Annotated in this window: 13 protein-coding genes; 9 read left to right on the forward strand and 4 right to left on the reverse strand. The window is 42.5% G+C overall.

Annotation, left to right across the window (positions count from 1 at the left end; translation table 11 throughout):
- The first annotated feature begins 104 nt into the window (after window positions 1-104).
- From H6G86_RS21910 to H6G86_RS38830, 6 genes are all read left to right on the forward strand, one after another.
- Window positions 105-644, forward strand: a complete 540-nt coding sequence (locus H6G86_RS21910) for an FHA domain-containing protein (protein ID WP_190936074.1) — start codon at window positions 105-107, stop codon at window positions 642-644.
- Between the two features lie 68 nt (window positions 645-712).
- Window positions 713-2,671, forward strand: a complete 1,959-nt coding sequence (locus H6G86_RS21915) for an FHA domain-containing protein (RefSeq protein ID WP_190936075.1) — start codon at window positions 713-715, stop codon at window positions 2,669-2,671.
- Window positions 2,672-3,181: 510 nt separating this feature from the next.
- The gene (locus H6G86_RS21920) at window positions 3,182-7,168 is read left to right on the forward strand and encodes a magnesium chelatase subunit H (RefSeq protein WP_190936076.1); all 3,987 of its coding nucleotides are present in this window, start codon (window positions 3,182-3,184) and stop codon (window positions 7,166-7,168) included.
- Window positions 7,169-7,534: 366 nt separating this feature from the next.
- Window positions 7,535-8,683 (forward strand): toll/interleukin-1 receptor domain-containing protein, encoded by a 1,149-nt coding sequence (locus H6G86_RS21925; RefSeq protein ID WP_190936077.1) that lies wholly within the window; start codon window positions 7,535-7,537, stop codon window positions 8,681-8,683.
- 349 nt (window positions 8,684-9,032) lie between these two features.
- Complete coding sequence (locus tag H6G86_RS21930; RefSeq protein WP_190936078.1) at window positions 9,033-9,257, forward strand: addiction module protein; 225 nt, start codon at window positions 9,033-9,035, stop codon at window positions 9,255-9,257.
- A gap of 80 nt (window positions 9,258-9,337) precedes the next feature.
- On the forward strand, window positions 9,338-9,550 hold the full coding sequence (locus H6G86_RS38830) for a type II toxin-antitoxin system RelE/ParE family toxin (RefSeq protein ID WP_277883654.1): 213 nt from the start codon (window positions 9,338-9,340) through the stop codon (window positions 9,548-9,550).
- Between the two features lie 249 nt (window positions 9,551-9,799).
- Here the strand turns inward: H6G86_RS38830 and H6G86_RS21940 are convergent, their stop codons facing one another.
- From H6G86_RS21940 to H6G86_RS21950, 3 genes are all read right to left on the reverse strand, one after another.
- Window positions 9,800-10,033 (reverse strand): hypothetical protein, encoded by a 234-nt coding sequence (locus H6G86_RS21940; protein WP_190936121.1) that lies wholly within the window; start codon window positions 10,031-10,033, stop codon window positions 9,800-9,802.
- Window positions 10,034-10,150: 117 nt separating this feature from the next.
- Window positions 10,151-11,065 (reverse strand): VOC family protein, encoded by a 915-nt coding sequence (locus H6G86_RS21945; RefSeq protein ID WP_190936079.1) that lies wholly within the window; start codon window positions 11,063-11,065, stop codon window positions 10,151-10,153.
- Between the two features lie 37 nt (window positions 11,066-11,102).
- Window positions 11,103-12,422 (reverse strand): acetyl ornithine aminotransferase family protein, encoded by a 1,320-nt coding sequence (locus H6G86_RS21950; RefSeq protein WP_190936080.1) that lies wholly within the window; start codon window positions 12,420-12,422, stop codon window positions 11,103-11,105.
- 322 nt (window positions 12,423-12,744) lie between these two features.
- Here H6G86_RS21950 and H6G86_RS21955 point away from each other — a divergent pair, with 322 nt between their 5' ends.
- The 3 genes from H6G86_RS21955 (at window position 12,745) to H6G86_RS21965 (ending at window position 14,190) form a co-directional block, all read left to right on the forward strand.
- Window positions 12,745-12,969: a hypothetical protein gene (locus H6G86_RS21955; RefSeq protein ID WP_190936081.1), complete on the forward strand. Its 225-nt coding sequence runs from the start codon at window positions 12,745-12,747 to the stop codon at window positions 12,967-12,969.
- A 502-nt stretch (window positions 12,970-13,471) separates the two neighbouring features.
- Window positions 13,472-13,744, forward strand: a complete 273-nt coding sequence (locus H6G86_RS21960) for a DUF2281 domain-containing protein (RefSeq protein ID WP_190936082.1) — start codon at window positions 13,472-13,474, stop codon at window positions 13,742-13,744.
- Window positions 13,745-13,746: 2 nt separating this feature from the next.
- Window positions 13,747-14,190: a type II toxin-antitoxin system VapC family toxin gene (locus H6G86_RS21965; protein ID WP_190936083.1), complete on the forward strand. Its 444-nt coding sequence runs from the start codon at window positions 13,747-13,749 to the stop codon at window positions 14,188-14,190.
- Window positions 14,191-14,226: 36 nt separating this feature from the next.
- On the opposite strand, the gene H6G86_RS21970 is transcribed toward H6G86_RS21965, so the two are convergent.
- On the reverse strand, window positions 14,227-15,444 hold the full coding sequence (locus H6G86_RS21970; protein WP_190936084.1) for a M20 family metallopeptidase: 1,218 nt from the start codon (window positions 15,442-15,444) through the stop codon (window positions 14,227-14,229).
- Between the last annotated feature and the right edge of the window lie 6 nt (window positions 15,445-15,450).

Consider the following 15,450-nt stretch of genomic DNA (forward strand, 5'->3'; position numbering starts at 1 on the left):
TTGTTGAAGTTTTTTCTAAATACTTGCTTGCGCCTACTTAATCATGTTAGGAATCGCACAGAAGGAAGTTGAAGTAGCTAAATACGATTTACGAAGTTAGAACAATGAACGCACTAACTTTACAGTGGCACGATGCAGGTCAAGATAAAACTCAGAACATTTACGAACAACAGCCAAGTCAAAATCCTGGTACTGTCCGCATTGGTCGAGATCCACTCCGGTGCGATATTGTTCTGAGTCACCCTACTGTATCTGGTCTGCACGTTGAAATCTTTTTTCATCAACAGCAACAGCGCTTTTATATCAGAAATTTGCGATCGCAAAATCCCCCACTTGTCGATGGACGGCAATTAGTCCAAGGTGAAATGCCTTTAACAGATGGTACTAGTATCTCTTTGGGACAAGTAAAACTCAACGTTACTCAAGTTTCCACAGGCAGCATTCCAGCAACAATTTTAATGCCACCGCATCCCGGACATCATCACCATGCACCAACACCTCCCGCACCACCGCTAGGAATTTATGGTTTAGAATGCCCCAAATGCCATAAAGTTTCCCCAGGAGAGAATCTACAAATTGGCTGTCATTGGTGTGGAACATCTTTGGCTGCGGCTGTGAGTGTTTTAGTAGCACCGGGTAGTTAGGAACAAGGGAGACAAGGGAGACAAAAGGGAATTATTGAACAAGTCTAATAACAAATGACCAATGACAAATGACAAATGACTTACAAATTCAATTGAGTTGGGAAGAACCAGCGACAGGAGAACGGCGAGAACCAAGGTTGAATATACCGATCGCTTTTGGTCGAGAATTCCCTCGCTTACCTGCCGAACTCAGGGGGATGCGCGTTTCTCGGATGCTGCTTAACAGTAACGAGGTTTCTCGCTACCATGCGCTAATTGACTGGGAACAAAACCAGCTAGTGGTGATTGACCAAGGCAGCGTTAACGGTGTATATGTCAACGGTAAACCACATACGCGCAGTGTTTTGGCTAATGGCGATACATTGCAAATTGGCCCTTATGTAATCACAGTAAAATTTGGTGCTAGCGTCTCTGAACCAGATACCAGCCCGCCTTCAACGATTCACTTCAACGCCAATACCAATCTTCCAGACCCCACATTGCCTGTTGCCCAGCCCCTAACGCCCTTGGCAAGTAATTTCCCGCCACTAGCGTTTCAATCGGAAAATGTCGCTGTGCAAGCGCTTCATGCTACAGGTTTATCAGTAGATGAATCTGATTATCTAGCGATCGGGGCGGGACTGGGTAGCTTTGTTTGGGCAGATTTACTGCGAATTAGTGGTGTGCGTCCTGACAAGATTGTAGCTTTGGGATTGGAAGCAGAGCCTTATGCTCGTTACAAGCGCCTTTGTTTGAATTCGCAAATCCCCTTATATGAAAGACTGCGTTCTAATTCTGACTCTTGCCCTGATAATATTTGGGGCTGGCCTAGTTATGCCTTGCGTGAGGCTTGGCGTGATTGCAGCAAGGGACAGATAAACTCAGCATTGAAGTATTTATGGCAAGTATTTGCTGAACCAACATTTGCTGAAACTTATACACCCCGTGCGGGTAATGTCTTTGATTCCATAGACCGGGAAGCGAAGCGCATTGGCTGGAATCAAATTTATCGTTATGGACGAGTTAGGGCAATTCGCAAAACTGATGATGGCAGATATTGCGTAGCCTATTCTCGCGCCCCAGGAAATTATGCTTTTTTAGTTACTCGTTATTTACATTTAGCTACTGGGTATCCAGCAATTCAATTTCTTCCAGATTTGCAAGCTTATAGAGAAAAATATCAAGATTTTAAATCTGTCGTCAATGCTTATGAAGCCCACGATCATGTTTATGAGCAACTAGAGCGACAAGGTGGTACGGTATTGATTCGGGGGCGGGGAATTGTGGCTTCGCGGATTATTCAGCGCATTTATGAAGCCAGAAAGCGAAATCGGAATATTGCAGTTTTGCATTTAATGCGATCGCCTAAACCTCAAGGCAACAAATTTCAAAATACCCAACGCCTAGTCAAAAATCATTACGAATTTCAACCCTTTAACTGGCCAAAAGCCTGTTGGGGCGGCGAACTCCGGGCAATGTTAGAAAAAGCCACCCCCGATGAACGCAAGCGTTTACTAGCAGACTGGGGTGGAACTACCACCGCCGACCGCCAGGACTGGCAGCAAATTACTGCCCAAGGCATCAGCGAAGGCTGGTATCAAATTACCTTCGGTGAGGTGCTAGATGTAGAACGAGATGCCCAAAACCGAACTATTACCAGTATCCGAGAGCAAAGCTTTGGGGAAATAAAATTGCTAGCTGATTTTATTGTTGATGCGACTGGACTGGATGCGAAAGTAGATGCCAATCCTCTGATAGCAGATTTAGTAAAACATTACAATCTTCCAGTCAATCATCTGGGGCGATTGACTGTATCGAACAATTTTGAACTAGTAGAAATGCGTAGTGGCAAAGGTCAAATGTATGCTGCTGGGGCTATTACTTTAGGTGGCCCTTATGCTGCCGTTGATAGTTTTTTGGGCTTGCAATATGCTGCATTAGTCGCCGTTGATGGACTAGCTGCCACCCGTGCGCCTGGAGTTAATCGTTTGAATACTATAAGTTCTTTTAGGCAGTGGTTGAAGTGGGTGTTAAATCAGTCACCTTAGTTTAATAATGCACTAGGCAGGAAAAATACATTATTTAACTGTTGAAAGTTTTGCTGCTTGAAAATTTTTGAAGGGAGATAAGAACGATCCGAAGAAGATTTTGAAAAAGTTAGAAGCTAAACTTTATTCTTAATTAAGAAATTATAGTAATTAGGCGATGTCTACAATCCTCTACGCCTAAGCATTTAGCCAAACATCAAAATTTTACAACCCGCTTGTGCGGGTTTTGTTTTTTAGCTGCAATAATATAGATAAATAGCTATCTAACTATAAAAATATATTACAAAAAGTTTACAAGTTTGTGAGCAAGTACTTTTATGTAAAGTCAACAATTACAAAGAAATATTTCGTTTTTTATATCGATTTGTGTCATATAAGGGATAAAATGCCTACTGGGCAAGCGTTTTCTGATAAAAAACAGATATTGCCTAAAGATCACAAGTTACCTGTGGCTGATGATGCCGCTAGGAACTTCCTTCAGAGAACACGCATCAAAGGAGCCGAAGAAGCATGTTCACACACGTCAAGTCCACCATTAGACACATTGCGCCTGATAACTTACGCGGACGTAGTTTAATCAAGGTGGTCTATGTCGTGCTTGAGTCCCAGTACCAGAGCGCATTGTCGCAAGCAGTTCGCACTATTAACGCGAACAATCCCAACTTGGCGATTGAAATCAGCGGGTACTTGATTGAGGAACTCCGCGACCCCGAAAATTACGAGGAGTTCAAACGAGAAATTGAGAATGCGAATATCTTCATCGCTTCCCTCATTTTCATCGAAGACTTAGCACAGAAAGTTGTAGCAGCAGTAGAACCACACCGCGATCATCTGGACGTTTCTGTTGTCTTTCCCTCCATGCCAGAGGTAATGCGCCTGAGTAAAATGGGCAGCTTTTCTCTAGCACAATTGGGTCAGTCAAAAAGTGCGATCGCCCAATTCATGCGGAAACGCAAAGAAAAATCCGGTGCCGGATTCCAAGATGGGATGCTGAAGCTTTTGCGAACCCTGCCGCAAGTGCTGAAGTTCCTTCCAATGGACAAGGCACAGGATGCCCGAAATTTCATGCTCAGTTTTCAGTATTGGCTAGGTGGTTCCCCAGAAAACCTGGAAAACTTCTTGCTGATGCTAGCTGATAAATATGTATTTAAAGGTTTAGAAAAACAAAATTTTGCACCTTCCACATACGAACAGCCGGTGGTTTATCCCGATTTAGGGATTTGGCATCCTTTAGCTCCCAATATGTTTGAAGATGTCAGAGAATACCTCAATTGGTATACAGCTCGTAAGGATATTTCTAGCGATCTAAAAGATCCCCTAGCTCCTTGTGTCGGGTTAGTATTGCAACGCACTCACCTAGTTACAGGGGATGATGCCCATTATGTAGCAATGGTGCAGGAGTTGGAAGCACTAGGCGCACGGGTATTACCTGTGTTTGCTGGTGGTTTGGATTTCTCCAAGCCTGTTGATGCTTACTTCTACGAACCGACTACCAACATCCAGTTAGTAGATGCAGTGATATCGCTGACTGGTTTTGCTTTAGTGGGTGGTCCAGCTAGACAAGACCATCCCAAAGCAATTGAATCACTCAAACGCTTAAATCGTCCTTACATGGTGGCGTTACCCTTAGTATTCCAAACCACAGAAGAGTGGATGGATAGCGATTTAGGGTTACATCCAATTCAAGTAGCTTTGCAAATTGCAATTCCTGAATTGGATGGAGCAATTGAGCCGATTATATTATCGGGTAGAGATGGGACTACAGGCAAAGCGATCGCACTGCGCGATCGGGTTGAAGCTGTAGCCGAACGCGCCTTAAAATGGGCTAACCTCCGCCGCAAGCCGAAGCTAGATAAAAAAGTCGCCATCACCGTTTTCAGCTTCCCGCCAGATAAAGGCAACGTGGGAACCGCCGCTTACTTGGATGTATTCGGCTCCATCTACGAGGTGATGAAAGCCCTTAAAAATAACGGCTACGACTTACCAGAATTGCCAGAATCCGCCGAAGCGTTGATGCAAGAAGTCATCCATGACGCTCAAGCGCAGTACAACAGTCCAGAACTGAACGTTGCTTACAAAATGTCGGTTCCAGAGTATGAGGCGCTGACACCCTACTCTCAACGCCTAGAGGAAAACTGGGGCCCACCTCCTGGACATCTCAACAGCGATGGGCAAAACCTGCTGATTTATGGTAAGCAATTTGGTAACGTTTTCATCGGTGTACAACCTACATTTGGTTATGAAGGCGACCCGATGCGGCTGTTATTCTCCCGTTCAGCTAGTCCTCACCACGGTTTTGCTGCCTACTACACTTACCTAGAGCAAGTTTGGAAAGCTGATGCTGTACTGCACTTTGGTACACACGGTTCCTTGGAATTCATGCCAGGTAAACAGATGGGGATGTCTGGTGATTGTTATCCAGATAACTTGATTGGCTCAATTCCCAACCTGTATTACTACGCAGCGAATAATCCGAGTGAAGCGACAATTGCCAAACGTCGGAGTTACGCCGAAACAATTTCTTACTTGACACCACCGGCAGAAAATGCTGGTTTGTATAAAGGTTTGAAGGAACTCAGCGAATTAATTGCTTCCTACCAAACCTTGAAAGATAGTGGACGCGGTGTTTCCATTGTCAACAGCATCATGGATAAATGCCGGATCGTGAATCTGGATAAGGATATTCACCTGCCAGAAACCGATGCTAGAGACATGAGTACCGATGAGCGCGATAATATTGTTGGCAACGTCTACCGCAAGTTGATGGAAATCGAGTCGCGGTTGTTGCCTTGTGGTTTGCACGTCATTGGGAAACCGCCAAGTGCAGAAGAAGCGATCGCAACTCTCGTCAACATTGCTAGTCTAGATCGTCAAGAAGAAGGAATTCAAGGCTTGCCGGGAATTATCGCTAACAGCCTTGGACGTAACATTGACGATATTTACCAAAATAACGACAGAGGCATTTTAGAAGATGTCCAGTTACTCCAAGACATCACCTTGGCAACCCGTGCAGCAGTTACCGCCCTTGTCCAAGAGCAAATAGACGCTGAAGGACGAGTTTCTCTGGTTTCCCGGTTGAATTTCTTCAACATGGGCAAAAAAGAACCTTGGGTAGAATCATTGCATAAAGCAGGTTATCCCAAAGTCGATAACGCAGCCCTAAAACCCCTATTTGAGTATTTGGAATTCTGCCTAGAGCAAGTTTGTGCCGACAACGAACTAGGAGCATTACTCAGAGGTTTGGAAGGTGAATACATCCTACCTGGTCCTGGTGGCGATCCCATCCGCAACCCGGATGTATTGCCCACGGGTAAGAATATCCATGCTTTAGATCCGCAATCCATCCCAACAACAGCAGCAGTACAATCAGCCAAAATCGTTGTAGATCGGCTTTTGGCACGTAACAAGGCAGAAAATGAAGGAAAATGGCCAGAAACCATCGCCTGCGTTCTTTGGGGAACCGATAACATCAAAACTTATGGTGAATCCCTAGCGCAAATTATGTGGATGGTGGGCGTGCGTCCAGTTCCCGATGCCTTGGGACGGGTGAACAAGTTGGAATTGATATCTCTAGAAGAGTTGGGACGACCCAGAATTGATGTGGTAATCAACTGTTCTGGTGTATTCCGCGACTTGTTCATCAACCAAATGAACCTGCTAGACCAAGGGGTGAAGATGGCGGCTGAGGCGGATGAACCCTTAGAAATGAACTTTGTTCGCAAACACGCTTTGCAGCAAGCTGAAGATATGGGGATTAATCTGCGTCAAGCAGCGACTCGCGTTTTCTCCAATGCTTCTGGTTCCTACTCGTCAAATATCAACTTGGCGGTAGAAAACAGCACTTGGGATAGCGAAGCCGAGTTGCAGGAAATGTATCTCAACCGGAAATCCTTCTCCTTCAATTCCGATAACCCCGGAATCATGGACGAATCCCGGCAGATTTTTGAAAGTACATTAAAAACTGCTGATGCAACTTTCCAAAATCTGGATTCTTCTGAGATTAGCTTAACGGATGTTTCCCACTACTTTGATTCAGATCCCACTAAGCTGGTGGCAAGTCTGCGGGGTGATGGTAAAAAACCAGCATCTTATATTGCAGATACAACCACAGCTAACGCCCAAGTGCGGACATTATCAGAAACCGTGCGTTTGGATGCGCGTACCAAATTATTAAATCCCAAATGGTACGAGGGGATGCTGTCTCACGGTTACGAAGGTGTGCGCGAACTCTCCAAGCGGTTGGTGAATACAACAGGTTGGAGTGCGACAGCCGGCGCTGTGGATAACTGGATTTATGAGGATACTAACGAAACCTTCATCAAGGATGAAGAAATGCAGAAGCGGTTGTTAAACCTCAACCCTCATTCTTTCCGCAAGATTGTATCAACTTTGTTGGAAGTGAATGGACGCGGTTATTGGGAGACTAGCGAGGAGAATTTAGATCGTCTGCGCGAGTTGTACCAAGAAGTTGAAGACCGGATTGAAGGGATAGAGTAGGTTGATACATCATAACCAATAAGGTATGAGGCACGGTTATACCGATACCGTGCCTTCTGCATTTAAGTGATTTTTCACGGGATGTGAAAAAAGACAAGAGCTTAATCGTTATAATTTTTATAAATGGTATTGTATTAAATAATAATACATAAACTTGATGTAGATTAATATAGTTATACTTAGTCTGCCATTTGCCAAAAAATTTCATGGAGTTCAAAAGGGTTTGATCCTTTTATTCAAACTTCAAAATCGCAATCTTGTTGAATTGCGGACGAGTATGAGACACTTAGTAAATTGAGTTTTTTGGGAAATATTAGTGGTCGAGTATGAGATGTAGTTGCAAGCAAAACGAGCAAGCTTACATATATGTTTAATTTTTTTAGTTCACATAATAAAATAAACAAAGAGCAAATAGTTCTCGAAGCTCAAGAATGGCTAGTTAATGCAAGACAGTTAATAGCTCGAATTACAGCTTCTGAAAGTCGAATTTTACAGCAAAATATATCGTATGTAGAGAGTTCATTAACCTCTATGGAAGTGCGAAATTATACACTTGAACTTAAGGATCTTCCAAATAGTTTTCCAGACTCAGATCATGCATGTACTTTCATAGTGAAGACATTTATTCTTCAAGTATTGCTTAGAGCGTTTGAATTTAAAATAGAAAAGCTAAAAACGTATACAGAAAATAGTATTGAGATTAAAAATGAATCCAACTTTACCAAACAAAGTGCTGAAAATATATTTAACTATTTTGAAACCAAAATCTCGGAAGCTTATTTAACTAAATCAGTCGCAATTATACAAGATAGCTTAAGGGCATACAATATTCAAGAAAGATTTATTAGTGATATTTCTGAAAAACTAATTGAGCCTGATAAGATAATCCTTGAGCGCCTTAAAAAATATTTTGATAAACATGGAGACTATTACCCTAATCTTTGCAAAAAAGTTCAATATATCGAAAGACAATACCAAGAAGTTCAAAGGCAGAAAAATGAGGTTATGAATAATTTAGAATATGAGAGAAAGGACAGCGAGAATATGATAAAAATATTTATCAGTCATAGCTCTAGTGATAAAGAGCTTGTTTCAAAGCTTGTCGAACTTTTTAGGGCTTCACTAAATATTCCTTCCAAGGAGATAAGATGTACAAGCTTGGATGGCTACAGATTGCCTGGGGGTGCAAATTTCAACGATCAGCTTCGCCAAGAAGTTTATGATTCTCATGTGTTTATAGGAGTGCTTTCCCAAGCGAGTTTTCAATCACAATATGTCTTATTTGAACTTGGAGCACGTTGGGGAGCGAAAAAGCAACTCATTCCATTACTAGCCCCAGATATGAGCAATGATCTTGTTAAAGATCCATTGAAATCGCTAAATGCTCTACGATGTGATAGCAATTCTCAACTTGTACAACTAATCGAAGAGTTATCAGAATTATTGAATATAAAACTTGATAAACAATCAGCATACCAAAAATATATTGATGCGATTGTTAGTAAAAAACCGTAACATAATCTAAATGCTGACTCATAATCCATAAAAATCAGAATACAACTGCCATTGCCTAAACCTGTAGTATAACCAGTAATTAGTATTTGAAACAGTAGTCATAAATAGCATGTTTTATTGCTTAAAGTCCTGTTATAGGGAAATACTACAGCGCTAGTAGTTACCTACAGAAATTGTAAGTCTGATCGCTCACTCTTCTACAACAGGCGATAGCCTCGTTTTTGAGGTTTTCTGTAAGGCGATCGCTCTGTTGGGCATCAAGGCAGGTGTAGCGTTTGATTTGATGGACAAAATCTTGTCCGCTATATTTAAGGTGTACCAGTTGCTTCCTCACTCCAAGTTAATCAGCATGGATATCACAGCTACTTTGAACGAAATCGCAACTCTTAGTGTTGAAGATAGAATCCGTATTGTGCAGGCAATTTGGGATAGCATCGCAGCAGAGCAAGTTTACCCTGATTTAACCGATGCACAAAAGCGAGAGCTTGATCGTCGAACTGCTGAATATGATTCAAATCCAGATAATGTGCTGACTTGGGAGGAAATCAAAGCATCAATTAAGGGGCAGCAATGAATTATGTCTTGGTGTTTCGCCCAGAGGTTCGAGAAGAACTCAATGAGGCGCACAGTTGGTACGAGAGCTAGAAACCCGGTCTGGGTGAAGAGTTTTTAGACTGTGTAGACGAAACGGTGAATCGAATTTCTCAGATGCCAGAATCCTATGTAATTGTCTACGCTGATATTCGACGCGCAGTAGTGCGACGATTTCCCTATGCTGTGTACTATCGGATTGTGTCGAGTCGAGTAATAGTGACGGCAGTTTTTCATGGTCGCAGAGATCCAAAATCGTGGCAGACGCGAACCTAACACTATAATTACGGGCGATGTCTAGCGACAAGCCGCTATACGATACGCTTTATTTTTGAGGTTTTCTGTCAGGCAATACCTACGGTAAGCTACGCTAACGTATTTACTCTTCCATAACAGGCGATGTCTGACGACAATCCGCTACGCGTCTACGCTTTATTTTTGAAGTTTTCTACAAAGCGTAGGCGTAGCCTGTCGTAGACATCGCTCCTCATCAACTATCGAAGCATAAAATTAAAGCATGACTATTCATAAAACAGATATGCTAAAAACGCTTTGGGCTACTGTTCGGAATGGAAAAATCGAATTGCTGGTAGTCAGAGGAATTACCGGAAGAAACAAGAGTGCTAGTGACGCTGCTTCCTGATGATGAAACTGAATTTTGGCTTCAAACCAGTCAAACATCACTCTCATCAGTTTGGGATAATACTGAGGATGATGTTTATGCCCAACTACTCTAAAAATGACATCATTTTGGTTCATTATCCCTTTTCAGATTTGTGTCAATTAACTGCCAAATAAATCTCTCGTTTAGTTGGTGTTGCACCTATTAATCATGATAGTGGGCAACACAAAGGTAAGTTTCAACATAGATGAGGTTTATTTAGATAGACGAGTCATTTCAAACAATTGCTGGGCATTACTTCCTAAAAAAGCATCGAAAAGTATCTGCTTTCCAGGCTCGATTTCGACTAGATAACGCTGTGCAATTTCATAATAAGCGTAAGTCCAAGGGATCTGAATTTCTGCGCCACTGTTATCATCTAGCACTGTCACCATTTCTGTTACAGCTTGAGTTGCAGTTTGCCGCAAACCACAGGCAACATTTCCCTCTATCTCTGCTTTCATTGGTACACCCAGATGAGCCAAACCACTAGCGGTAGTATCAATATCTGGATATTTTGGAGTCTTCTGTCCGTTGACGTAGCCTGTAAAATGGTTGACACCATATCCGTGCAGCAACACCCAAGCCCCATACTGAGTAACCTGATTGACCTCTTCCACAACAGAACGCCTGGGAGGTAGCCAAGGACGGGTGAAGACTTGCTGAAGTTGTTTGGCAATGGTTTCAATCTCCGCGTCTTTTTTGAGAAGAGTAACGGGTGAGGTTAGTTGGTGTGGGATTGCAGATACTGTTTGAGAGATGAGTTGAGCAATATTAGCAGGCAGTTCATCAACAATCAACTCGCTGATAAAGAGTTTGGGTAAGTTAAATTCATCTTGCTGTGGATGGCGATAATGACGGGCATATAGATGAGTTTGAGCAAAATTATACTCTCCAACTGCCACGTAACCCAAAGCTTCTGCAAATTGTGCGAGATAGTCAATTCCTAAATTAAGTTGACCCTGCGGACTATCTACTAATAAACGCAAAGACCGAAAGGCGATGTGGTCGTTGGCGACAGTCCCACCCGCAGTAGTTATCATTTGCTGGTAGGTACGGGCATGATTTACTCTGGCGCTGTATTCTTGCCAAAGTAATTTCCATAAATTTAAGGCTATTTCTGGTTTCATATAAATTTGTCATTTGTCATTTGTCATTGGTCATCTTTTAAGAACTTAAAATATCACTGATAATCTGAAGGGCGATTTGAATTTGGTCGCTGTCGATAACTAGAGGGGGACAGAAACGAATTGCCGCTTTACCGCAACCTAGCAATAATAAACCGCGTAAAAAAGCTTCTTGAATAATGCGATCGCGCAATTTATGATCGAGATTACCCTGTTCATCCAATAAATCTACGGCTACCATCAAACCTTTACCTCGTGGCGGCGATACTCTGGGAAATCTTTGATGCAACTGGGTAAGACTAGCTTGTAAGAATTCTCCCATCTGGGTAGCGTTGGTCATCAAACCACTTTCCAGCAATTGCAGTGTGGCAATACCAGCAGCACAAGCTACGGGATTTCCGCCAAATGTGGTAGCGTGAGAACCTGGAGGCCAAGTCATTAACTCCGGTCTGGCAAGTATCGCTCCTAATGGCAGACCACTAGCAATACCTTTAGCAGTGGTAATAATATCAGGCATCACACCCCAATGCTCGATCGCAAATAAGCGACCAGTCCGCCCCATTCCCGCTTGCACTTCATCCACTACCATCAGAATACCGTGGCGATCGCAAATATCCCGAATCCGTTTTAAAAAACCATCCTCTGGTACGATATACCCTCCCTCTCCCTGAATTGCTTCAACTACAATTGCGGCTACTTCTTGGGGTGGTAAAATTGTCCCAAATAGCTGTTTTTCCAGGTAATCTAAGCTGGCGTGAGTACCGTAGGGGATATGAGTTACCCCAGGAACTAAAGGCCCAAAATTTGCTCGCTGCACTGCTTTAGAACCCGTGAGAGACATTGCCCCATAAGTACGTCCGTGAAATGCACCTAAGAAAGCCACAATTAGCGATCGCTTGGTGTAATATCTAGCTAGTTTAATCGCTCCTTCGTTTGACTCTGCCCCGGAATTGGTGAAAAATACTTTTGCAGGGAATGCACTGTTACTCTGTGGTTGAGGAAAAGGGGCGCGAATCGCTAGTTGTTCCGCTAGTTCCACCATCGGTTCATAATAAAAATCCGTCCCTGACATGTGCAGCAGACGCGCCGACTGTTCCTGAATTGCTTTGACGACTTCCGGGTGGGCGTGTCCGGTGGCGGTAACGGCAATACCTGCGGTCATATCCAGAAATACATTGCCATCCACATCTTCAATCATACAGCCCTGGCCGCGAGATACAACTAATGGGTAATCGCGGGTGTAAGAAGGGGAAGTTACCGCGCGATCGCGTTGTACAATTGCTTGAGCGCGAGGACCAGGTAAAGAAGTTACTAAATGGGGTATACGAGGTAAATTTAAGTTAATAGGTATACTTAACATTATTTTTGCAATTTTTTAAAGATTACTGATGATTAAACGCTAAAGCTCGATTGCTGACAGTAGCATTTGATGCCATTGATGTAGAAATTACGCATTTACCGAAAAAGCTTCACAGTAAATATTTTCGTATTTTGTAAGACTTTGCCCGTTTTTATAACACAACTTTTGCGATCGCGTCATATTATATTTTTTGAAGCATAACAGCTTCACTATTAGATGTCAGGGTACAAGCTACAGAACATTTGTTGAGATCAGCTGTATTACATCCACAGGAAAATTGCTATATGCAAAAATTAATACAAGTCTCTGAGATAATCAACTAATGACTTGGGCTTCTGGACAAAAAGCCTGCTACGCCTACGCAATAGTTAGTTTTCAAGACGCATTAGTAGCTTTTGTGACTCCAATAGTTAGTTTTCAAGTCACATTAGTAGCTTTTGCGACTCCAATAGTTGGTTTTCAAGTCACATTAGTAGCTTTTGCGACTCCAATAGTTGGTTTTCAAGTCGCATTAGTAGCTTTTGCGACTCCAATAGTTGGTTTTTAAGTCACATTAGTAGCTTTTGCGACTCCAATAGTTAGTTCAGCAGTAGCCAGAAGACCTCAACCTTCCTCTCTGCGCCTCTGCGTGAGCTTATTCAGCAACGCCAACCACGATAACTCACAAAAAGCGTGTCACAATCAACATTAGCATTAATAAATCTGGGCTATGTTCTGGCAAGACGGACAGCTAATATACAACCTATTCGCTTCTTGCCTGTAAAGGTCATCTCCCCGTCAACCCTAACCTAAAGATCATCTCCCCGCATCGATCACTACAAACTGGACGAGAAGTATTCTTCTCTCGCGTCCAAATTTGCAAGTTATAATCTATAAAAGTTTTCGAGATTTGTAAAACTTTGTGAACAAGATTTATTCCACGAAGCCTTGATGGTTCAATAGGTGACGCACTAAGGCGCACGCTTGGCAAACACAAAAAGTTGCAATCAACGTTAGATAATATATAAATCAATACCCAGTTTTTCAACCATGTAAACACAGGGGTAATAATGACTATTAAAGAACAAATTAACCAAGAATTAGAAAAATTACCTGAACCATTATTACAAGAAATTTTAGACTTCGTGCAATTTTTGCAAGCCAAACATCAAACAAACAGCATATCTTCAGATAGCCAATCTGCTCAGATGCTTACAACAGAGCATACCTTAACAGGTTCTACTGCTGAAGATTTATTAGAATTTGTGGGCAGTTGGGAAGGTTCAGATATTAGAGAATGCTTGCAACTAGTTCATGACAGTCGGATACCTCTAGAATTTTAATTATGTATCTACTAGATACTAATCACTGTTCCTTCTTGATGGAAGGTGTGCCTAGCGTTGTAAATCACTTGCGATCGCTTGGTCAGGTACAATTAGCAACCAGTGTTATTGTTGCTGGTGAGTTGCACTTTATGGCACAAAACTCACATCAAAAAGCTGCTAATTTAATAAAAATTAATGCATTTCTCAAACGAATTAACCTATACGGGATCGACAAAGAAACAACAGAAATCTACGGTGATTTTAAATCAGAAATTATCAAGCAATTCGGCCCAAAAGAAAAAAATAAACGTAAAACAACCAAACTAAATACCATAGGCATTAGTGAAAATGACCTCTGGATAGCTTCTACAGTTTTACGTCATTCATTGACTCTTGTTTCATCTGATAGCGACTTTGAACGAATGCGACAAGTAAGAGAAATTTCTTGGGAAAGTTGGGTGTAAATTAAACAGGGTAAAAAAACATCTAATTACACCCACTCAACTAAAAAACTTCTCCACGCATCTCACAAATATTTCCACACCCATTCCCAACGCCGTTTCGTCAAAATCAAACCGGGGATGATGATGAGGATACGCTAAATCTTTTGCGGGGTTGGCAGAACCTAAAAAGAAATAGCAGCCAGGAACCTCTTGCAAGAAAAATGACATATCTTCAGCAGCCATAGTTTGGCATTCTGGTACAATACCCAACGGGGTTTCTACCACTTCTTCTGCTACAGTTCGCACCAATTCTGCCATCTTCATATCATTAATTACTGGTGGATAAAGTGCCCAGTATTCTAAGTCATAACTCGCACCATGACTTTGACAAATTCCAGCAATAATCTGCTCGACACGCTGTTTGAAAAAGCCTTTCAAACTAGGATTAAAATATCTGACAGTAGCACTCATTCTCGCTGTATCAGCAATCACATTCCGCTTGGTTCCAGCATGAAGTTCGCCCACTGTCACCACAGCTGAATCAATGGGATTAACATTCCGGGCGACAATGGTTTGCAAGGCATTTACGATTTGGGCAGCAACTACTACAGAGTCAACAGTTTGATGGGGTAGTGCGCCGTGTCCACCTTTGCCCAAAATTGTGCAGTTAAAGCATTCTACAGCAGCCATCAACGCCCCAGCCCGCACGCCTACTGTTCCCAAGGGTAAATTATTCCACAAGTGCAAACCAATAATCGCGTCAACATCAGGATTTTTCAGAACTCCAGCTTCAATCATTGGCTTTGCGCCTCCTGGTGATTCTTCTGCTGGCTGAAAGATAATTTTTACGGTACCGGAGAAGTCTTGCCGATGCTGTTGGAGATAATAAGCTGTACCTAATGCGATCGCAGTATGTCCATCATGTCCACAAGCGTGCATCACTCCATCATGCTGCGATTTATAGGGCACTTCGTTAAGTTCTTGGATTGGTAAAGCATCCATATCTGCCCGAATCGCTAAAACTTTCTCTGCACCTAATTTGTTACCCTTGATGGTGGCAACAATGCCAGTGTGAGCAATGCCAGTTTGATGCTCAATTCCCCACTCTTGCAGCTTTTGTGATACCAACTCAGCCGTCAGCTTTTCTTGAAAACCCAACTCTGGTTGTTGATGCAATCGCCGCCGCCACTCTACTAATTGCGGTTGCAATGAGCGAATTGCCAGCCGGATGCGAGATAGATCAACAGAAGAGGAATTGGGAAAGGTAGAAACCATTATGAA

This window comes from Nostoc sp. FACHB-133 (genome assembly GCF_014698055.1).
Taxonomy (GTDB): Bacteria; Cyanobacteriota; Cyanobacteriia; order Cyanobacteriales; family Nostocaceae; genus Nostoc.

What these genes read in the sequence shown, in the direction of transcription:
- H6G86_RS21915 (WP_190936075.1), top strand. Translation starts at nt 713, where the DNA reads ATGACAAATGACTTACAAATTCAATTGAGTTGGGAAGAACCAGCGACA.
- H6G86_RS21940 (WP_190936121.1), bottom strand. Translation starts at nt 10,033, where the DNA reads ATGAACCAAAATGATGTCATTTTTAGAGTAGTTGGGCATAAACATCAT.
- H6G86_RS21970 (WP_190936084.1), bottom strand. Translation starts at nt 15,444, where the DNA reads ATGGTTTCTACCTTTCCCAATTCCTCTTCTGTTGATCTATCTCGCATC.
- H6G86_RS21960 (WP_190936082.1), top strand. Translation starts at nt 13,472, where the DNA reads ATGACTATTAAAGAACAAATTAACCAAGAATTAGAAAAATTACCTGAA.
- H6G86_RS21950 (WP_190936080.1), bottom strand. Translation starts at nt 12,422, where the DNA reads ATGTTAAGTATACCTATTAACTTAAATTTACCTCGTATACCCCATTTA.
- H6G86_RS21920 (WP_190936076.1), top strand. Translation starts at nt 3,182, where the DNA reads ATGTTCACACACGTCAAGTCCACCATTAGACACATTGCGCCTGATAAC.
- H6G86_RS21930 (WP_190936078.1), top strand. Translation starts at nt 9,033, where the DNA reads ATGGATATCACAGCTACTTTGAACGAAATCGCAACTCTTAGTGTTGAA.
- H6G86_RS21945 (WP_190936079.1), bottom strand. Translation starts at nt 11,065, where the DNA reads ATGAAACCAGAAATAGCCTTAAATTTATGGAAATTACTTTGGCAAGAA.
- H6G86_RS21910 (WP_190936074.1), top strand. Translation starts at nt 105, where the DNA reads ATGAACGCACTAACTTTACAGTGGCACGATGCAGGTCAAGATAAAACT.
- H6G86_RS21925 (WP_190936077.1), top strand. Translation starts at nt 7,535, where the DNA reads ATGTTTAATTTTTTTAGTTCACATAATAAAATAAACAAAGAGCAAATA.
- H6G86_RS21965 (WP_190936083.1), top strand. Translation starts at nt 13,747, where the DNA reads ATGTATCTACTAGATACTAATCACTGTTCCTTCTTGATGGAAGGTGTG.
- H6G86_RS21955 (WP_190936081.1), top strand. Translation starts at nt 12,745, where the DNA reads ATGACTTGGGCTTCTGGACAAAAAGCCTGCTACGCCTACGCAATAGTT.